15 protein-coding genes are annotated in these 20,649 nt (G+C 53.0%); 5 read left to right on the top strand and 10 right to left on the bottom strand.

The genetic code is table 11. The features are described from left to right. The first annotated feature begins 54 nt into the window (after nucleotides 1-54). Nucleotides 55-978 carry an EF-hand domain-containing protein gene (locus tag IE076_RS02445; RefSeq protein WP_189435042.1) on the top strand — a complete coding sequence of 308 codons (924 nt, stop codon included), beginning with the start codon at nucleotides 55-57 and terminating at the stop codon, nucleotides 976-978. 110 nt (nucleotides 979-1,088) lie between these two features. On the opposite strand, the gene IE076_RS02440 is transcribed toward IE076_RS02445, so the two are convergent. Together IE076_RS02440 and IE076_RS02435 are read right to left on the bottom strand one after the other, a co-directional pair. After that, a complete protein-coding gene (locus tag IE076_RS02440; protein WP_189435040.1) occupies nucleotides 1,089-2,675 on the bottom strand; it encodes a SulP family inorganic anion transporter in 1,587 nt (528 codons plus the stop codon). 635 nt (nucleotides 2,676-3,310) lie between these two features. Continuing rightward, complete coding sequence (locus IE076_RS02435) at nucleotides 3,311-4,156, bottom strand: hypothetical protein (RefSeq protein ID WP_189435038.1); 846 nt, start codon at nucleotides 4,154-4,156, stop codon at nucleotides 3,311-3,313. 1,093 nt (nucleotides 4,157-5,249) lie between these two features. Between IE076_RS02435 and IE076_RS02430 the strand changes: the two genes are divergently transcribed. Further along, a complete protein-coding gene (locus tag IE076_RS02430) occupies nucleotides 5,250-6,425 on the top strand; it encodes an aminotransferase (RefSeq protein ID WP_189435037.1) in 1,176 nt (391 codons plus the stop codon). 206 nt (nucleotides 6,426-6,631) lie between these two features. Next, complete coding sequence (locus IE076_RS02425; RefSeq protein ID WP_189435035.1) at nucleotides 6,632-7,654, top strand: asparaginase; 1,023 nt, start codon at nucleotides 6,632-6,634, stop codon at nucleotides 7,652-7,654. Between the two features lie 38 nt (nucleotides 7,655-7,692). Here the strand turns inward: IE076_RS02425 and IE076_RS02420 are convergent, their stop codons facing one another. The 7 genes from IE076_RS02420 to IE076_RS02390 all read right to left on the bottom strand — a co-directional run bounded on the left by IE076_RS02420 (nucleotide 7,693) and on the right by IE076_RS02390 (nucleotide 16,883). Then, nucleotides 7,693-9,060: a TIGR03808 family TAT-translocated repetitive protein gene (locus IE076_RS02420; protein WP_189435033.1), complete on the bottom strand. Its 1,368-nt coding sequence runs from the start codon at nucleotides 9,058-9,060 to the stop codon at nucleotides 7,693-7,695. A 17-nt stretch (nucleotides 9,061-9,077) separates the two neighbouring features. Then, nucleotides 9,078-10,076 carry a methylmalonyl Co-A mutase-associated GTPase MeaB gene (gene meaB / locus IE076_RS02415; RefSeq protein ID WP_189435031.1) on the bottom strand — a complete coding sequence of 333 codons (999 nt, stop codon included), beginning with the start codon at nucleotides 10,074-10,076 and terminating at the stop codon, nucleotides 9,078-9,080. Between the two features lie 160 nt (nucleotides 10,077-10,236). Beyond that, the gene (locus IE076_RS02410; RefSeq protein WP_189435029.1) at nucleotides 10,237-10,557 is read right to left on the bottom strand and encodes a heavy metal-binding domain-containing protein; all 321 of its coding nucleotides are present in this window, start codon (nucleotides 10,555-10,557) and stop codon (nucleotides 10,237-10,239) included. Between the two features lie 167 nt (nucleotides 10,558-10,724). Then, entirely contained in the window at nucleotides 10,725-11,486 is a 762-nt protein-coding gene (locus IE076_RS02405; protein ID WP_189435027.1) for a potassium channel family protein, read from the bottom strand. A 154-nt stretch (nucleotides 11,487-11,640) separates the two neighbouring features. Then, entirely contained in the window at nucleotides 11,641-12,492 is an 852-nt protein-coding gene (locus IE076_RS02400) for an SDR family NAD(P)-dependent oxidoreductase (protein ID WP_189435025.1), read from the bottom strand. 231 nt (nucleotides 12,493-12,723) lie between these two features. Further along, nucleotides 12,724-14,889 (bottom strand): methylmalonyl-CoA mutase, encoded by a 2,166-nt coding sequence (scpA, locus tag IE076_RS02395; RefSeq protein ID WP_189435024.1) that lies wholly within the window; start codon nucleotides 14,887-14,889, stop codon nucleotides 12,724-12,726. Beyond that, the gene (locus IE076_RS02390) at nucleotides 14,889-16,883 is read right to left on the bottom strand and encodes a methylmalonyl-CoA mutase family protein (protein ID WP_209008768.1); all 1,995 of its coding nucleotides are present in this window, start codon (nucleotides 16,881-16,883) and stop codon (nucleotides 14,889-14,891) included. Before IE076_RS02390 ends, scpA begins: the two co-directional genes overlap by 1 nt. 762 nt (nucleotides 16,884-17,645) lie before the next feature. Here IE076_RS02390 and IE076_RS22785 point away from each other — a divergent pair. Continuing rightward, a complete protein-coding gene (locus tag IE076_RS22785; RefSeq protein WP_189435020.1) occupies nucleotides 17,646-18,347 on the top strand; it encodes a LuxR C-terminal-related transcriptional regulator in 702 nt (233 codons plus the stop codon). Between the two features lie 114 nt (nucleotides 18,348-18,461). On the opposite strand, the gene IE076_RS02380 is transcribed toward IE076_RS22785, so the two are convergent. Further along, nucleotides 18,462-18,851: a hypothetical protein gene (locus IE076_RS02380; RefSeq protein WP_209008767.1), complete on the bottom strand. Its 390-nt coding sequence runs from the start codon at nucleotides 18,849-18,851 to the stop codon at nucleotides 18,462-18,464. Between the two features lie 358 nt (nucleotides 18,852-19,209). Between IE076_RS02380 and IE076_RS02375 the strand changes: the two genes are divergently transcribed. After that, nucleotides 19,210-20,598 carry a dipeptidase gene (locus IE076_RS02375; protein ID WP_189435018.1) on the top strand — a complete coding sequence of 463 codons (1,389 nt, stop codon included), beginning with the start codon at nucleotides 19,210-19,212 and terminating at the stop codon, nucleotides 20,596-20,598. Nucleotides 20,599-20,649: the final 51 nt, after the last annotated feature.

Genomic DNA, 20,649 nt, shown 5'->3' with positions numbered 1-20,649 from the left:
GCTCATTCACACAACCGCCCCTTTATCGAGGCTTTGATACTAGGAGAATTAGATATGTTGAATTTCAAAACGATTTTAGCTGGCTCTGTAGCTGCACTGATTGCTGGCACCGCTCTGACACCTGCTATGGCTGCTCCCGGATTTGCCGGTAAGTCAGGAAAGCAGATGTCTTCCCGCTTCTTTGAGACTTACGACACCAACAACGATGGTGTTGTCACCACAGCCGACATCGAAACCAAGCGCAAGGCAGACTTTACTAAAGCAGACACCAATGGCGATGGCACGATCTCGCTGGAAGAATGGAAAGTCTTCGCCGCTGAGCGCGCAGCCGAACGCGGCAAAGACCGCACCGTGCGCATGTTCCAGCGTTTTGATACAAACGGCGACGGTCAGGTCACCCGCGAAGATTTCCTAGCCCAGGCCGAACGCATGACAGCGCGCATGGATAAGATGCAACAACGCAAGAGCGAGCGAATGGCCAAGATGCGTGACGGCAAGGGTCCGAACAGTGAGGGCAAACAAGGCAAAGGAAGCTGGAATGATGGACCTCGCAAGCAAGGCATGATGGCTGGCAAGCACCACGGAAAAGGCATGCGCGGCGAAATGATGCGCGGAATGTTTGCGCAAGTTGATCTGGACAGCGACGGCAAGATCTCCCAGGAAGAACTTGGCAAACTTGCCGACAAACTCTTCGCCAACGGCCCGCTTGATCTGGACGGCTTCAGAGCTGTGACCGCCGAGTTTAGAGAGCCAATGTACGTCCGCTCCTTCCAGCGTCTGGACACCAACGGTGACCTGAAAATCAATTTTGATGAGTTCATGGCACCGACTGCGAAAATGATCCAGCGTCTCGACCGCAATCATGATGGCGTAATCACCAAGGCAGACTTCCAGAAAATGAGAAAGGACTGGCGCAAAGGCCATAAGGGCCAAAAAGGTGGCCGCGGTGATCAGGGACAAGGTCCACGCGCACAATAATTGCCGTCAGAGTATGGGACGCGATTGTATTTAAAAGCGACCTGCTTTGACAAACGAAAAAGGCGGAGCCAATGCCTCCGCCTTTTTTGTATCAACTTGTCAGACCAGCATCAGCTGGTCGCTGGCTTTGTCTCTTGCATTTCAGCGTCATAGTCCACCGCAACACCGTAATGCGGATCTTCCATAACGGCGACTTCCACCATATTGCCCGCTTTGTGCAGCAGGTCCTTACAGTCCGGGGACAGGTGACGCAGATGCAGGGTTTTGCCCGCCTGCTCATAACGGGTTGCCAATGCATCAATAGCCTGCAGACCGGAGTGATCCACCACGCGGGAGTTGATGAAGTCAACAATCACGTCATCCGGATCGGAATGCGGATCAAAGATCTCCTGGAAACCAGCGGCAGAACCGAAGAACAGCGGTCCTTCCAGCTTGTAGATCTTCTGGCCTTCAGAGTTGGTTGTTGTGTGTGCATCAATACGCTTGGACGCATTCCATGCATACGCAAGAGCAGAAACAATCACACCAACCACAACAGCAACAGCAAGGTCAGAATACACGGTCACGCCGGTCACCAGCGCAATCACGATTGCATCGGTGCGCGGGATTTTGTGCAGGATCTTGAAGGTGTTCCACGCAAAGGTGCCAATCACCACCATGAACATCACACCAACCAGCGCCGCCAGTGGGATCTGCTCAATTAGTGGAGAGGCGAACAAAATGAAACTCAGCAGGAACAGCGACGCTGCAATCGCAGCAAGACGTGTCCGGCCACCGGACTTCACGTTGATCATGGACTGACCAATCATGGCACAGCCACCCATGCCGCCGAAGAAACCGGTCACAACGTTCGCAGCACCCTGCGCCAGACATTCCTTGGAGGCACCACCGCGTGTGTTTGTCATTTCAGCAACGAGGTTCAGTGTCAAAAGGCTTTCAATCAGCCCAATCGCCGCAAGAATAAGAGAGTACGGCAGAATGATCATCAGCGTGTCAAGGTTCAGCGGAACCATTGGGATGTGAAACTCAGGCAGACCACCAGCAATCGGAGCCAGATCACCAACCGTCTGCACATCCAGACCGAGGCCGATCACAAGGATGGAAACCACCAGAATGCCTGCCAGTGGAGCTGGAATAGCGTTAGTCAGCTTCGGCAGGTACCAGATCACACCCATGGTCAGAGCAACAAGCCCGAGCATCAGCGTCAGGTCCATGCCTGCCAGCCAGCTGGAAGCACCAGTTACAGGATCAACACTCTGGAACTGCCCCATCTGGGCAAGGAAGATCACGATCGCCAGACCGTTCACAAAGCCGAGCATCACTGGATGCGGCACCATGCGAATAAACTTGCCCCAGCGCATAATGCCGAAGAAGACCTGCAAAATGCCCATCAGTACAACAGCGGCAAACAGATATTCAACGCCGTGCTGCACAACGAGAGAAACCATCACAACAGCCAGCGCGCCAGTCGCGCCGGAGATCATGCCAGGTCGGCCACCAAAGACAGCAGTAATGATGCCAACAATGAATGCTGCATAAAGACCAACGAGTGGCTCAACCTGCGCAACAAATGCGAATGCAACCGCCTCCGGCACCAGCGCAAGCGCAACGGTAAGACCAGAAAGCAGTTCAACTTTAATCCTATTGGCCGAAAAGCCGGGTTTTGTAGGCGCAAGCGCCTCCGTGGACGAATGCAAGGAGCACCTCCAATGGGGTTATCTCTAGTTTTTTGAATGTGGGGCGAATCCTAGTCACGCACTTTGAAGTCCGTGTGAAACCAACGATTTCCGTTAAGGACAAGAGCTTAAAAGCTAGGACACCGCTAAAATTTGCGCGGCATTTGTCTCCCTTTTGACGCGCTTATAAGCGAAATCCGCCAAAAACACCATCCCCCCAACGCATAATAGCTATAGGGAGGGGCGAGCGCGCCTTGAAACCTTGATACTCCCAACCGCCGTCATCCCGGACGAAGCGTAGCGCAGATCCGGGATCCATGATCACCTAACAGTCGCCATAAAGCTCGCGTTATGCCGTGATGCAAGATGGATCCCGGCTCGGGGGCCGGGATGACGTCGGAGGAGGGCTTGTATGGCAGAGCGCAAGAAAACGTATCCCCCACACCAAAACAAGCGGCATACTTACCCAATGCCCACGTGATGGACTGCTGGCGGAGCCTCACACTATGGCATTGCACCAGATTCATTGTTGTTGTTTTCGCTCACTGTAAACGGAAACAGATTGGTCTCTTAACTACCTAATGTATGCTAACTCTATTCTTGACTATCGAATAGTGATGGCTGATCTTGCGCGGGGGAGAAGTCAGAGTAATCCCCTAGGATTGCCTTGATTGAGTAGATGTTAGCGGCTCCGCTAACTTATCACCGTTGAACTCTAGGACACGCAGAACGCGACGGTTCTTAGCTTTTCCATTGATGAGTTGCCGAGCCCATTGCACTTTGAGATTATCCAACACCCCAACGTGTAGGTTCTTTTTTTTGACCAATTGCCAGAACTCAGAATCTTCAATCACAAAGGAACAATCACGGCGAGTTTGATCTTTACCTTTCCATTGGCGTGCTTTTTGGTCTTCTTGGTCCCAATTAGGGGAAGTGACATAGATACTCTCAATTGAGATCTGCCAATTTGGCGGCTCCTCGTCCTTTTCTCTTCGTTCGGGCTTCTGGGCTCGCTCGGGGAAGGACGTCCTTGGGATTGGGAAATCATCGTCTGGTGTGAAGCCAATACGTTTAACGTTTTGGTTATCAATACAAGCAGCATAGAAATCAGCTCGCGCCTCTAATGCGTCAGGAAGATTTCCAATGTCCATACCTATCTTGTTTAGTTCGTTTGTGTCTTTTTCAAGTAAACCACGAGCCATTGAAGTTACCAGTCGCGCGGCGGTTTTGCAGGATGTCTCATCGTCTAAGGTTGCAAGGATTTTGTCGGGCATAGGCTCGGCTGCGTTTGCCTGATCGGTGGCCATTTGCTCTGCAATCCATTCCGCACCTTCTCGAAGCTCATAACCGGCTTGCTCAAACCAAAATGATGGAGTTTCCCCTGTGAGACCCTTTGTAAAGGCTGCTCCGGGTTCAGTGCATAAAAAGGCAAACACTGTACTAACAGAGGAGAACACGTAGATGCCTAGCTTCGAGAGAAAACTTCCATCTTCCGGCGGCAAGATGATCAGGTCATATTGTAAAGAACCTTGGAAGAATGTTTCGTCTAACGCATCAATGACACTTCGAGCACTTTCTGCTGTCTGAATAAAGGTGTCGAGATTAAGAAATGGTCTTTAACGTCAAAATGGATAAATAGATGATCCGACCGGCCTTCAAACTCTGAAAGCAAAAATTCTGTCATTGAAGACGTCTCCGCAACTATAGAGCGCAAATTCTAAACTAACCACCTTAGTCTGAGCAAGGAAATCTTTTGAAAACCAAAAGGTTGTGTGGTGATTTAGCATCGCTTGCTTGCACTTCAAGTTCAGAAAAAGCCTGAGAGCGAGTTATCAAATCTGCTTGCACCATCATCGTCATCCCTGACAAGCATGAGCTTGATCAGGGATCCAGAGCCAAATGCACAGTTCTCCCTGACTTTGACTGAAGGGCCCAAGCATATGTCGGCAGTTCACCCGAAAAATCTTATTCCCCCTATCAAACTACCCCACATACTAATCCCATGCCCACGTGACGGGCTGCTGGCGGAGCGACCGTCAGTGTGGCGTGGGTTGGGTGGGGCTGTTGGAAGACGTAACGCACCTTCTGGTGGTCCGGTGAACCGATCTTCAAACGTGGCCGCATGGTTTGAGGGGAAGGGCCCAGGAATATAGGGTATCACGCGGTGGCAAATGTGGGTGTCGCAATGGGGAAACCTTTTGTGTCAGCCAACTTTGCCAAAGTCGGAGGAACTGTTCGCTCAGGGAAACCTGACTGGATAAGCCACTGTCTTTCCGGGAAACCGGCTATCGTGCCTTATAGGCAAAAGAGGCGACGTTGTTCATCAAAAGAAAGCCCGGGCAAGGCAAGCAGCCAATGCCGAAGAAACATATCTAACAAGTAGCGCAGGCACTGCCTGCTTGTCTTGCTCATCCCGTATCTCGGGAAACTTCGCTCCACCACTGCATGGCATCCTATGTGGTGCTTTTGGCACATCTCCAATTCCTATGTGGAAACACGCAGAATAACGTCCCCCTGCAGACTTTGCAGGTGATGGGTAAATCGTTTACTTGTCCTCCTGAGAATAAAAAGAATGCGTCAGGTAGGGATATCCAGATGAAACCGACAAACACAGTATTTACCGGATTAGAAACAACGGTATTTGAGCGCATGTCGCGTCTGGCTTCGGAACATAAGGCCATCAATCTGGGGCAGGGGTTTCCGGATGTGGATGGCCCGCAGGATGTGCGGCAGGTTGCAGCCGATGCCCTGATGCAGGACCCCAACCAATACCCGCCCATGCTCGGTGTGCCAGCCCTTCGGCAGGCCGTGGCGGACAACAACAAACGCTTTTACGATCTGGATATCGATTGGCAGAGCGAAGTGCTGGTAACCTCCGGCGCCACCGAAGCGCTCGCAGACAGCATCTTTGCGCTGGTCGAGCCGGGTGATGAGGTCATCCTCATCGAGCCGCTCTACGATTGTTATCTCTCGCTAGTCAAACGAGCAGGCGCAACGCCGGTCTTTGTTCAGGTAACCCCGCCTAATTGGGAGCTGCACGAAGATCAGCTGCGCAAAGCCTTCTCCAGCAAGACCAAAGCCATCCTGATCAACAACCCAATGAACCCGAACGCAAAGGTCTTTCATAAGGATGAGCTGCAACTTATCGCAGATCTTTGCCTTGAGTATGATTGCTACGCCATTTGTGACGAGGTTTACGAGCACATTGTGTTTTCCGAGGCAAAGCACAAACCGCTCATGACCCTTCCGGGTATGCGTGATCGTTGCGTACGTATCGGTTCAGCAGGCAAAACCTTCTCGCTCACCGGCTGGAAAATTGGTTACATCACAGCGCCTCACAATCTGCTGGAACCAATCGCGAAGGCCCACCAGTTCGTCACCTTCACCACCCCGCCAAACCTGCAAAAAGCCGTCGCCTATGGCTTGAATAAAGACGACGACTACTACGTCTCCTTCGAAAAAGAGCTGGAAGCCAAGCGCGACCTGATCTCCGGACCTCTGGCCGACATGGGTTTCAGCGTATTGCAGTGTGAGGGCACATACTTTGTGACCTGCGATTTCTCTCCGCTTGGATTTAACGGCACTGACGTGGAGTTCTGCCAGAAGATGGTCGAGGAAGCCGGTGTCGCAGCTGTGCCGATCTCTGCATTTTACGGCACACACGAAGGCCCAAAGACACTGGTGCGCTTCTGCTTCTGTAAGAAAGATGAAGTCCTGCATGAGGCATTGAGCCGCCTGCGCACATGGATGGGTGCAATGGCAGTCTCGTAACGCCGGTTTTGCGCTGTAAGGGGCCACTAGTCGCGCATTAAAGGGCGTAAAACACGGGCATAATCGCAAAAGTAGCCGCTTGCACAAAAATAGGTTATGAACACACCAACACGCCGAAGCGTAGGGTCCGGCAAGGACAACTTGTAGCTTCAGCCCCAAAAAAGACTGGCCTGCAAAGCCTCATTGAACCCTGGAAGATAGTGTGAATGGATAATCCCGTACTCGTCGAAGTAACACGAGGCAACATTGTTGAGAGCCGTCACCGTGGCTCTATTGCGATCGTAGATGCTGATGGCAAACTGGCGTTCAGTGCAGGTGATGTGGAGCAGGGCATCTTTGCACGCTCCGCGATCAAGGCTCTTCAGGCAATTCCAATGGTGGAATCCGGCGCTGCGGAAGCCCTTGACTACGATGATGCAGAACTGGCACTGGCCTGCGCCTCTCACAACGGGGAGCACGTGCACGCCAGCTCTGCGCGCATGATGCTGTTCAAAGCTGGTCTGAGTGAAGAAAACCTCATGTGCGGCCCGCAATGGCCAAAGCACATGGAGGATTGCGTGAGCCTCATTAAAGCCGACGAGACCCCATGCCAGCTGCACAACAACTGCTCTGGCAAGCACGCCGGCTTTCTGGCCATGGCAAAAACCCTCGGTATCCCAACCGAGAACTACATTGACTTTGATCACCCGGTTCAGGCGGAAATCCGCAATGTAATCGAACAGATGAGCGGCGGTATTCTGGGCCGGGATGTATGCGGTACGGACGGGTGCTCCATTCCAACCTACGCCATGGAGCAGCATAAAACAGCATTGGCCTTTGCCCGCTTTGGAACAGGTGTCGGGCTTGATCAGGAACGCTCAAAAGCTGCTGAAGTGCTTTATGAGGCCTGTGTCAACGAACCTTACATGGTTGCCGGAAAGCAGCGGTTCTGCACCGAGGTCATGGATATTTTTCGTGGCCGTGTGTTTGCGAAGACTGGCGCCGAAGGCGTGTTCTGCGCAGCCCTGCCCGAACTGGGCTTTGGCATAACCCTGAAGTGTGATGATGGCACTGATCGTGGCGCAGAAGTCATGATGGCATCCATCATCAGATCGCTCCTGCCCCTTTCTGATGAAGAAGAAAAGGGCCTGCGTTCCTGGGAGCACCAGCAGCTCAAGAACCGCCGCGATATTCTCGTCGGTGAAGTTCGCCCGGTCGAAGACTTCAAGCGTCTCTTGAAAACAATGTAATTGAGGGGGGCAGGGGAGCGATCTCCTGCCGTACTGCTCTAAACAGCACTGACAAGATTGTCCGCCACACGAATTGATCGTGGCACGTCCTCTGCTGAAAGCGCCAGATCGCCGCTCACCTGTTCATCCCAGCGGAAGCCAGCGATATTCACGGTGCAGCCTGAGATGATATTCTGGGAAATAAGCGCTGTTGCCTCATCTGCCGCAAAGCTTACAGCAATGCCGACGGGCACTGATCGTACACTGTTCTGAGCCGCGATCAGATTACGCATATACGGCCCCCAACCCAGATTGATGCCAGTCACCCGCGCATCTTCCACTATGTTGCCCGTTACGCTGGTATCCGCTTCAACAGATATGCCGACACCAAAGGTCGGGTTGTCCTGCGCATAAGGCCCCGTGCCGGTGATATCCCGCAGCACGTTGTTGGAGCACACCGCTAAGCGCCCGCCATCATTGAAGTTGGTGATGGAAATGCCGTTGGCAGCTGTCTCAATCAGGTTATTGCTGACGATTGCGCCCTGAAACCCGAACTCGACAAATAAAGCCACTTCACCAGAGCGGTGACAGGTATTGCCGAGGATCTGAACATTGGATGCCGCATTGGCACGAATAGCAGAAAACGTACAGTCACTGACCTTGTTGTTGGAGATCGTAACATTATCAGCACGAAATACGTTGATGCCATTACCGTTCTGACCGGTCCCGCCGCTTTGGGCCGCAATCCTGGAGACCCGATTCCCCGTGATGATTGTTCCATCAGCACCTTCTGACCAGCGATAAACCAAAATGCCGCCATCACCGCAGTCAGACACAATATTCCCCTCAATCCGTAAGGCTGTAGCATTGTAACTGAGAACAGCAATATCCTGTAGCTCATGCATATGGTTGCTGGCGATGACACCCGAGCACTGCTCCAGAACCAGACCGGACTTTGCACTGCCAGTGATCTCACAGGAGGTAAGGGCAAGCTGCTCACATCGCGACAGCCACAGCAAAGCAGAGACATCCTCAGCAAGCGGCAGGTGCCCACCATCAAAGATGATTTGGCTGAGGCATACACGATCCGCCCCACTGCCTTTAAGAAGAGGCCCATCTCCATCAAGCAACAAACGCGTGTGCCCCGGCACACCGTGCAAGGTCAGGCCGCTGGGAAGCGACAAGTCAGAGCAGGAATAGGTGCCAGCACCAAGCTGCAGTATATGCCCGTTTTCAGCAGCCCTGTTCATGGCCGCTTGTAAGGCCACAGACACATCTCGCTGAGACTGAGGGGCGGGAAACTCAACAATCACGGGCGTTGTAGGCGCCGCCTGCGCATCTTGCGAGGCTATAAGCGTTCCAGCCCCCGCCGCAACACCAGCACCAAGCAGGGCGCGTCTTGAAAGTATCTCCTGATCGTTGCTCATCTCGCCCCTCGTTTTGTTCAGATCCCGAAAAGGCGTGCCAACTGGCTGGCGGCAGCTGTTGCGGGCAAATTACCCGACTTCACCGCCCGCTCCACCTCCGGCAGGGCGGATTTGATATCCGGATTTGCCATCAGCGCCGCCTGAAGTTGCTCGTTAAGCAGCCCCCACATCCAAGCCAGCTGCTGCTCCGCGCGCTTGCTCTCCCAGTCCCCGCTGGCCTGCATGCGCTCTTTAAAGATGCCCAGCTGGGCCCACAAATCATCAAGGCCCTCGTTAGCAAGGCCGGAAACCGTCAGAACAGGAGGCGACCAATGCTTGGAACGCGGCGCAAGAATGTTCAGGGCCGCACGGTATTCAGAGGCCGCCGAGCGCGCCCGCATCTGCCCGTCGCCCTCGGCTTTATTGACAGCAATAAGGTCCGCGATCTCCAGCACACCCTTCTTAATGCCCTGCAGCTCATCACCTGCACCCGGCAGCATCAAAACCAGAAAGATATCAACCATCTGCGCAACAGTGGTCTCGGACTGGCCAATGCCAACGGTCTCAACAAGGATCACATCAAACCCAGCTGCTTCGCACAAAAGCATGCTCTCACGGGTCTTGGCCGCAACACCGCCAAGCGTACCGGCTGAGGGGGAGGGACGGATGTATGCATTGGGGTCCACTGCCAGCTGTGCCATGCGGGTTTTATCACCCAAAATGGAGCCGCCGGTGCGTGTGGAAGACGGATCAACAGCCAACACCGCCACCTTGTGCCCGGCAGCAGTCAGGTTGGAGCCGAATGTGTCGATCATCGTGGATTTGCCTACCCCCGGCACGCCGGTAACACCAATGCGGAAGGCGTTTCCGGTTGCACCCATCACCTTGGTCAGCAGCTCTTCGGCCTGGCTCCGGTGTGCTGGCTTCTTGGATTCAACAAGCGTTATGCCGCGCGCAAGCGCTGCCCGCTGCCCGTTCAGCAGCCGCTCGGCAAGCTCATCTACATTGTCTCTGGAAGAAGCGGGGCGTGCAGTCATTAAGGTCAGTCCGTTCAGAAGAATCTCTTCTGCCAACCTCGAACAGATGAGGCGCCTTTGCAAGTCGGCGACTTGGAGAAGTTGTGGGGCAGGGCGGTTCCCTGCACCAGCATTGCAGCGCGGTCTGGGTGTCCGGGGAGAAGGCGCCCGGAAAGCCCGTTTAGCGATAGCTGACAGCTGTCCCCGTTGCGGTCACCATCAGCATGGACCCATTACTGCCAACAGTCTCATAATCAATGTCGATGCCGATAACGGCGTTAGCCCCATACCGCGCAGCTTCCTCAGTCATTTCATGAATAGCAATCTGGCGAGCTTTCTTCAGCTCATCCTCATAGGCACCGGAACGACCACCGACAATATCGCGAATACCCGCAAACAGGTCTTTAAAGACATTCGCACCAAGGATCGCTTCACCGTGCACGATGCCTTTGTACTCGGAAATCTCTTTGTTCTGAATGGTGTTCGTCGTCGTGGTAAGCATGTGTCATCCTCAAATTTGCGTCATGGCCAGCTGCCAGACGCACATCAAATCTCTCGGTCAAAAACATCAAACTGTGATCGAAGTGCCCGAGCCCCCATCACCCTCATGAAACGTATGGGCGCTCATTTCATGTAGGAATGCCGCTGCAAAATGCCAGAGGTGAAACGTTAGTCCGGCGCGCCAAGTGCCCTTTGTTTTTGTAACTCACGACGCATCTCGGCCAGCTCAACATGAAGCGCATCAAGCTTCGTCTCCAGAACGTTCAGTTCCTGGTTTCCTTTTTGCTCTTCCACGTTAATGAAGAGGTTTGCAACGATCGTTCCTGTCAAAGTAGCAAACAGGCCAACGCCAACAGTCATCAAAAAGGCAGCAATCACGCGTCCTTCTAACGAGACCGGATAAAAATCACCGTAACCAACTGTTGTGATTGTAACAAACGCCCACCATACAGCGTCACGCAGATGGAGGATATTGGCGCCGTCTATGTTCTTCTCCACCTGAAGAACAGCAATGGCAGCAAGAATAATCATCAGGGTGGAACTGAGGAGCACAAGCGTCAGAACGCTGTTTGTCCTCTTGTTAAAAACGTACCTTACAATCGTATGGGAGGCGCGTAAGGCCCTTATGATCCTGAAGAGCCTGATGATACGGCCGTATCTCAGTGGATCCACAAGGGGAATGCTCGCAAGAAGGTCAATCCAGCCCCATTTCAAAAACGCAAGCTTCTTTTCGGCCCGCATAAAGCGGACAAGAAACTCGATAAAGAAGACCCCACAAATTGCAGTATCCGCATAAATCAGCAGCGTGATCGTGTCCTGATCAAGATACATGGTCTCCTGAATGACGAGCGCAGCTATCACGTAGATGGAAAGAGCGAGAATGAAGAGGTCGAAAAGATGATTTGAAGTATCTGAGTAGCGCAGGTGCATTACAAAAGAAGCCTAAAGTGAAATTCCAAGGCTAACCTAATGGGAATGATAGCTACACTCCAAGCAGTTTACAGCACATGCCCCCAGCTAAAAGCTGAGGGCATGTAAAACTCACGAATGCCACTGGAAAATAGTTGAGGCCATCAAGTGAAACCTATGAGAGTTTTCCGGTCCTCTGGTAATTGGCAAATGCCTCGGCATAATCTGGATGCCAACGTGACAGAGCCGGACGATTTTCGATTATGTCATGGGCAGCCCAATTAACCCGTAGATTGTCGGTTTTAGAATCCACCGCGTTGTCCGGGCAAAGGATATAAAAGTCATCCTTGGACAAACGCTCAAGGAAGTAATCAACCGTCTGCTCACTGGTCCAGGCGTCCTCGGGCTTTTCCGGGTATTGGGCGATATTAATGCCCGTATGCGTAAAGCCCGGCACGAAGAGATGTGCTGAAATCGGCGCATCCACCGCTTGCAAGTCGTGGCTGAGTTGCTCGGTGATCACTTTCACACCGGCCTTGGTCATATTATAGGCCGGATTACCGGGCGGCGTCGTGATCCCTTGCTTGGAGCCGGTATTGACCACAACCGCCGCACGGTTTGCTGCTACCATATGCGGCAAGAACGCATGGACGCCGTGGATCACTCCAAAGAGGTTGATTGAGATGAGCCGGCGCCAGTTATCCATCTCACCCCAGCTGGAAGAGGGGATCTCGACACCCGCATTGTTCATGAGGACTGCAACTTCACCCGCATCGAAGGCCTTGTCGGCCAGGGCTCTGACCTGGGCCTCATCCGACACATCTGTCGCAACGCCGAGCACAGTCGCCGATTTGGAGGCGACCGACCGAACGTCCTCCACGGCTTCCTCAAGGCGAGCTCCGGGAAGGTCAGCAAGGATCACACCAAGCCCACGCTGCGCAAATCGTTTTGCAGCTGCTCTGCCAACACCACTTGCGGCCCCTGTCACAACGGCCAAACCACCTAGATCAATAGCTTTTTCATACATTGTTATGCGCCTGATTTCTGGGAGTTTTGAAAGGGAACGAGAATAACTTCGTTCACCGCTAATATATTAGCATCATTCGCCAAATGTACAATGCACCGCATCCCGGCTGCTCAGGCTGGGCAGAAGGAGTGGGCGTGAAGGCAATAGCAGCTGCATCGCCGTCACGCTTTGAGAAAGTGCCAATCAATGGTGCCACTCATAATCATCGGCTTTAGATCCAGTGATGGAACGTTACTCAGCCGCTTGCTTGGGCTCGTACCCCAGCTTTTCGTTGAGCTCCTGTATGAGCCCTTCAGCAGCTTTGGAAATAACCGTGCCCGGAGGGAAGATTGCAGAGGCACCAGAGGCATAAAGCTCATCATAATCCTGAGGAGGCACAACGCCGCCCACAACGATCATGATGTCCTCACGGCCCTCATCAGCCAGCGCCTTCTTCAACGCCGGAACAAGCGTCAGATGGCCCGCAGCAAGAGAGGAAACGCCAACAATATGAACATCGTTCTCCACGGCTTGGCGGGCAGCCTCTTCCGGGGTTGCGAACAACGGCCCGATGTCAACGTCAAACCCAAGGTCGGCAAAGGCAGAGGCGATCACTTTCTGTCCACGGTCATGACCATCCTGCCCCATCTTGGCAACAAGGATACGTGGACGTCGACCGTCGTTTTCTTCAAATGCCTCAACCAACCGTTCAATCTTGGAGATGCTCTCGGACATTTCACCTACCTCGCGCTTGTAAACGCCAGCAATGGATTTGATCTCGGCCTTATGACGGCCAAACGCATTTTCCATCGCCAGAGACATTTCGCCGACGGAAGCTTTTACACGGGCCGCCTTCACGCAAAGATCCAGAAGATTGCCGTTCCCGGAGCGAGCTGCCTCTTCCAGCGCCTTCAGAGCCGCTTGTGTCTCCTCTTCGTTGCGTTCAGCACGCAGACGTTCGAGTTTTTCAATCTGCTTGGCACGAACATCTTCGTTGTCCACTTTCAGAACTTCAAGTTCCTCTTCGCGGTCAGGACGGAACTTGTTCACGCCAACAACAGTCTGATGACCACTATCGATACGGGCCTGTGTCTTGGCTGCAGCTTCCTCAATACGAAGCTTCGGAATGCCTTTTTCAATGGCCTTTGCCATCCCGCCAAGGCTTTCGATCTCTTCAATATGCTCAAGGGCTTTGGCAGCAAGATCAGCTGTCAGACGCTCAACATAATAAGAGCCACCCCACGGATCGATCGTTTTGGTGGTCCCGCTTTCCTGCTGCAGGAACAGCTGGGTGTTACGGGCAATGCGAGCGGAGAAGTCGGTCGGCAACGCCAACGCTTCATCCAGCGCATTGGTATGCAGAGACTGCGTGTGCCCCTGTGTCGCTGCCATCGCTTCCACAGTAGTGCGGATTACATTGTTAAACACATCCTGCGCCGTCAAAGACCAGCCAGAGGTCTGCGAATGGGTGCGCAGCGACAGGCTCTTCGGGTTCTTGGGCTGGAAGTTCTCCTGCATCAGCTTGGCCCAGATCAGGCGCGCTGCCCGCAGTTTGGCAACTTCCATAAAGAAGTTCATGCCAATCGCCCAAAAGAACGAAAGGCGAGGGGCAAATGCATCAATATCAAGACCAGCTGCCACACCTGCACGGGCATATTCAATGCCATCTGCGATGGTGAACGCCAGCTCCAGATCAGCCGTCGCCCCCGCTTCCTGCATGTGGTAGCCGGAAATGGAGATGGAGTTGAACTTCGGCATATGCGTCGAGGTGTAATCGAAGATATCCGAGATAATCCGCATAGAAGGCGCAGGCGGGTAAATATAGGTGTTGCGAACCATGAACTCCTTCAGAATGTCATTCTGAATGGTCCCCGACAGCTTTTCCGAAGAAACGCCTTGCTCTTCGGCTGCAACAATATAAAGCGCCATGACAGGCAGAACAGCACCATTCATGGTCATGGAAACGCTCATCTTGTCCAGCGGAATGCCGGAAAAGAGCGTGCGCATGTCATAAATGGAATCTATGGCAACACCGGCCATGCCCACGTCACCGGCAACACGCGGGTGGTCACTGTCGTACCCACGGTGGGTTGCCAGATCAAACGCGATGGAAAGACCCTTCTGCCCCGCCGCCAGATTGCGTCGATAGAAAGCGTTGGAATCTTCTGCGGTCGAAAAACCGGCATACTGGCGCACGGTCCACGGCTGCTGCACATACATGGTGGGATAGGGCCCGCGCATGTAAGGCGGCAGTCCCGGCCAGGTATTCAGATGTGCAAGCCCCTCAAGATCATGAGGACCATAGGCAGGTTTAACTGCAATACCTTCCGGCGTTTCCCATGTTGCTGGCATGTCAGAGGAAGCAGATGCTGCGCAGGCTTTGTAATCCACGCGGGTGTAGTCAGGAAACAAGCTCATCAAATTGCCTCCACTTGGTCAGAGAGCGAAACGCCTACCACTTCAAAACACGCCTTCAATTCAACCAGCATATCACAGCCCTGGTATATGGTCCCATCAAGGCCATTTTCGACCAGATCCGCAAGCAGATCCTTTGGACGACCAGCTAGCGTAACGCGCTCGGCGCCAGCTGTCTTCAGCCGTTTGAGAACATCAAGCGCTTGTTCTGCGTAGACTTTGTCGGAGGAACAGATGCAGGCAACCTTGGCACCGCTGATCTGGAAGCAGGAAACCAGTTCGTCAATGTTTTCAAACAGCTTGCCGCCGTCACTGGCAAACCCACCGGCCGCATAAAAATTGCTAGCAAACGTGGAGCGGGCAGTATACTGAGCGACAGGGCCAAGCGTGGCCAGAAAGACTTGCGGCAGAGCGCCTTGAGCCTCTTTGAAGGAATCAGCTTTGTCTCGCAGGATCTCGAAAGGTGCAGCCAGACGGGTAAGCGGGAGCTTCTGACATTCATTACTGCCCACTTGCTGCCGGCTGGCCTGAATATCAACAAGACCAGCACCATTAACCAGCGCCTTGGCGACTGCTTCAATCAATTGGCCGTCGCTGTTAGGTTCCGGCAGTTCTATCCGGGTCGCAATCTCGCCGATCTCGTCCGTATCAGCTTTCAGAACCTCAACATCAAGCTCTCCGAGGTTCGGGAAGGCGCTGGTTCCGGTCAGCGGGTGACGCCCCGTGGCAACCAACTTATCCTCTTCCTGTTTTGCTGCGGTAACATCAGCGTAAACAGCACCAGAGGTCAGCGCTCCAAGGATACCGCCATCCTGTTCGATCTTCTGGAAATAGGTCCACGCGGCATTGGCAAGCTCTTGCGTGCGCTCTTCGACCAGACCGCTACCTGCTGCCGGGTCGCTGACCTGTGTCAGATTGCTTTCCTCGCTGAGAATGAGCTGCGTGTTGCGTGCAACTCGGCGCGCAAAGGAATTCGGCAAACCAAGGGGGCTTGTGAACGGTAGAACCGCCACACTATCAGCGCCGCCGATACCGGCTGCAAACGCCGCAACGGTCGTGCGCAGCATGTTCACCCAAGGATCGCGCTTGGTCATCATCCGCCAGCTTGTCTCCATATGAAGGTGGAGCGGCTGGGCAGGAAGTTGCGCTGCGTCCAGCAGACGGGCCCATAAATGACGCATCGCACGGGCCTTAACAATGGTCCCGAATTGGTCAGCACTGGCACTCAGGCTGGCAGAAACATATTTTGGAAGGTCTTCGGCTGGCAGATTTACTGCTTCCAGCGTGCGCATATGGTAGAGCAGGCTGGCAAGTGTAAGCCCAAGCTCTTGAATACTGTTGGCGCCAGCATCGTGATAGCAGCGCCCGTCAGCACGTAGCAGAGTCCCTTGAATACCGTTGTTGCGCGCATATCCCACAAGGTCCTGCGCGCGCAGGGCCAGCCGTTCAAAGGAGTTGCGCACGTGGCCGGAGTTGACGAACACAGCCAGCGGGTCAAACACGCCTTGCACGGTCAACTGGTCGGCATCAACACCCATGCGCTTGCAGGTCTCAACCAGCAGCGCGAGCGTTGCACTGCCTTCATAGCCACAGTCGAGGCGGAAGTCGATGAGATCAGGCTTGACGCCATCAAGCAGTTTCATCATGCCTTCGATGCGCTGAACGCTCAGCCCACCAGCGAAAACACGAGGGGAGGCAGGCAAAACCAGCTCGACACCGTCGGCACCTCCCTCAAGGTCCTCAAGCATCTGGGCATTGGCTTGGGAAATAGCGGGATGATCACTACGTTGAATGATCTTCCAAGGGCGAGCGCACTCCCTCAATTGCAGTGGAGCACTGTCAGTGTGACCTTGGTATAATGGCTTAATCTCGAGGCCACCGGCAATTGGTGTGTTTAGTCCATCCAGTGCTGCGCCTTTGAGGGCACGCAGGGCAGATGCTTCCCAGTCGCTTTGCGAAGCTTCTAGGAAGTTGCTTGGAAAATCAATGTTTTGCATGTCCATCCCATGTCCTTCTGACAACTTTATACGAAGGAACCTTCCACGGTTTCAAGCTATGCGTTAGGACGAGGTTGGATAACAATCGGCCAAAACACTGCGTTAATTGCAGAACTACTGATGTGACAATGGTTGGATAGTTTTCGCATTAGCTTAATTTATCCTAAACTTGTCGCAATTGACCCTAGGGCATGTAACGCTGTTACTATTGCCGAGAGCTGAGCAGTAGTCTCGTACTCTTACTATATATATTTCGGACTTATTGCGAAATAGCTCATGGATAAAGCCGTTATAGTTACGGGTTTTATGGGGCAACAGTGAGAGTATTGTTTGTCAGTACTCTGAATACTTGGAGGTCAGTTGATCTATCTCCGAAAATCGGAATGACCGTATTGCCGAGATTGCTGGAAGAGCGCGTGGTCTGAGTGCAATGCAAAACAAATGCAGAAATACAAGAGATGGTTACATCTTGCACAAGCGAGGCAACATGAAGAAACAGCCCGCAGACTGCAAAAACAGAGCGTTTAACAGGCGTGCGATAGCATTTAATGAGTGAGAGACAGGCCCAGGCCATGCTCCACCGTGTCACCGCCTTGCGCTGAATAGCCATCCAGGACTGAGAGTTTTCGGATTTACCTGCGCAAACCACTGGTTTGCGAAATTGAGTTGGCATGCCTTCGGTATGTCAGGTGGGCAAGTGCGTCTTCAATCCAGCAGCACAAGAGCGAGTGCCACGAGGATAGAAACGGGAAAGCAGGGCAAATGAACGATACTTCAGATATCGATGCGAAGGTAAGAGCGATTGCAGAAGCACGGGCAGCAAAACCCGTTCTGGACATTGTTGAATCCTACCTGAGGCGACTGGGAGCATCCCATATCCTCATCACGGGACTTCCTATGCCAAACCGTACAATTGACAGTTTGGTCCATAGGTTCCGCTGGCCTGACGAGCGAAATGGCGGCGTCGAGCGGACAGCACTAAGTGCAGGCGATAGCGCACTTATGCTGGGACTATCGGGCAATCGCCCGGTGATTTGGCCTGTTTCTAATGCAGATACAGGCAACTCCGAGCTCTTTGCAGCAATCGGAGAAGGCGCTCGGGTCATGGTGATCCCGGTGGATGCGCTTCATCCATTCCAGGCGATGGTTGTAGGAGCAGGACACCAGATTGCGGCAGAAGCCTATGATCTGGCTTCGCTGGAGATCGTTTGCTCTGCAGCGTTCAGACGGTTGTTTGAATTGGGGGTTATCTCCGACCAAAGACCAGGAGATCTATCCGCTCGTGAGCGCAGGGTTCTGGAGCTGACCGCGCTGGGCAAGACCGCCCATGAGATTGCCGAACTTTTGGAGATTTCACAAAGAACGGTTCACGCGCACCTGCAAAACGCAAGTGCCAAGCTCAATGCCTCCAACAAAACACATACAGTGGTTGAAGCGTTGCGTTACGGTCAGATCAAGATCTGACCAGACGTCTCTTAAAACTCACACAAAAGGCAGACACATTCTCAATGTGTCTGCCTTTTGTGTGGTAGTGCGCCTCGTCTTGGGAGTTAAGGCTATTATATTTCACTGTGATTTCTAGGTTATTTCAGCAAGCCCGGGGACGCGAGCCACAATCTCATCGGTCATTTCTGGCCCTACCTTCTCGCGGGTGTAATCAAGAGTTTCCCTGGCAACCTTATGGATCTCCTCCACTGAAAGCCCGAGGCTTGTCATCTCATTCAAGGCAGCCAGTACGCCGACGCTTGCATTCATCTTACTGGCAAGACCACCTAATAAGCCTTTATTCTCAGTAGTTTCATCAATTGCAAGAAAACCCTCAGCAGCAGGGAAAGCGTTGAGTAAAGCCTCAAGTTCCGCCTGCGTGCTATTTTTGGCAATGAAGTTCAGTATGATCCCCACAGCAGGTTTCACCTTTTCAGGGTCCAACCCGGTTTTGTCGTAAATGCGATCAACAAGTATGTGCATCGTAATCTCCAGTCCTAATAAAACTCATATAGGGATTATTAGGTGCAATGTTAGAGATAGCAGAAAAGGCATTTAGCGACGCTACAGCTGCCACCACCTGAAGCTCAGGCCCAATTCCGCTTCGCATGGCATCTTGTGTGCCTTCATTTTTAAAAGTATCGCTCACGCCTCTTAAAAGAGTTTAACCGATCTGATTAAACAGTGAGACGGAATTAAAAGTGGTTAGAAAGACAAGGCCATAGCGTTCGCTTCGAAAACCATGTTAGAGCTTCTAACAGCCTCATATCTACGCAGTAACCTGCGTACTTTCCCATCCTACAGGTGATAAACACGAGCCTGCCCTATAAAGGAATGAAGCATGTCGAAACTTGACAAAGTCCTTGAACGTATTGATCAAAATCTGGATCAGAGTCTCGACCGTTTGTTTGAATTACTGCGTATCAAAAGTATTTCTACCGACCCTGAGTATAAGGGCGATTGCCGCCAGGCTGCTGAATGGATGGCCCGCGAACTAACCGCGATTGGCATTCCATCTGAAGTCAGAGACACGACTGGCCATCCAATGGTTGTTGGTCACCGCGTTGCTGATGGAAAGCCGGGTCCTCATGTCCTGTTTTACGGTCACTACGATGTGCAACCGGTTGATCCTATTGAACTTTGGAACGCAGATCCGTTTGATCCGCAAATTGTGACCCGTGAAGATGGTTCCAAAATGATCGTTGCCCGCGGTGCAAATGATGACAAAGGTCAGTTGATGACGTTTGTCGAAGCCGTTCGTGCCTGGATTGAAGAAGCCGGGGATGTTCCAATTAACATTTCTGTTTTGCTGGAAGGTGAAGAAGAAAGCGGATCGCCATCCCTTCAGCCGTTCCTTGATGCAAACAAAGAGGAGCTCTCCAAAGATCTGGCGCTCGTTTGTGATACCTCCATGTGGGACAAGGACACTCCTGCAATCTCGGTCATGCTGCGTGGTTTGGTTGGTGAAGAGATCACCCTGAAAGGCCCAAGTAAAGACCTGCATTCCGGCATGTATGGAGGCGCCGCACGCAACCCGCTTCATGTTCTTTCTGACATGATTGCAGGTCTGCGTGATGAAGATGGTCGCATCACCCTTCCTGGGTTCTATGATGGCGTTCTGGAACTGCCGGAAGACGTCAAGGAGATGTGGCAGAACCTCGGCTTCTCTACCGAAGAATTCCTTGGTGGCATTGGGCTGAAAGATCTGGGCGGCGAAAAAGATCGCTCTGGTTTGGAGCAGCTTTGGGCGCGTCCAACCTGCGAAGTCAACGGCATGTGGGGTGGTTACACCGGAGCAGGCTTCAAAACCGTTATCCCGGCAGAAGCGCACGCAAAAGTCTCCTTCCGTTTGGTTGGCGATCAGGACCCAGAAAAAATCAGAGAGGCCTTCCACGCCTATCTGAAGTCCAAAACACCCGCAGATTTCGAGCTGGAACTGCACCCGCACGGCGGGGACCGGGCCCTGCGCATGGACTTTGATGCGCCTGCTCTGGCAAAAGGCCGTGCTGCGCTTTCAGCTGAGTGGGATAAACCAGCGGCACTGGTGGGTTGCGGCGGCTCCATTCCTATTGTCGGTAGCTTCAAGCGCACGCTCAACATGGATAGTCTGCTGATCGGTTTTGGTCTGGATGAGGATCAGATCCATTCGCCAAATGAAAAATACGAGCTGAAGAGCTTCCATAAGGGGATTCGCTCTTGGGCACGTGTTTTAGAGGAACTGGCAAAGTAATTTGCTTTTGAAAATTGCTGACTCCGGAGTATTGGGTTTCGGGGTCAGTAC

This window comes from Pseudovibrio japonicus (assembly GCF_014651595.1).
GTDB lineage: Bacteria > Pseudomonadota > Alphaproteobacteria > Rhizobiales > Stappiaceae > Pseudovibrio > Pseudovibrio japonicus.
The sequence above is the reverse complement of the archived record's forward strand: the minus strand, read 5'-3'. Positions and strand labels throughout refer to the sequence as shown.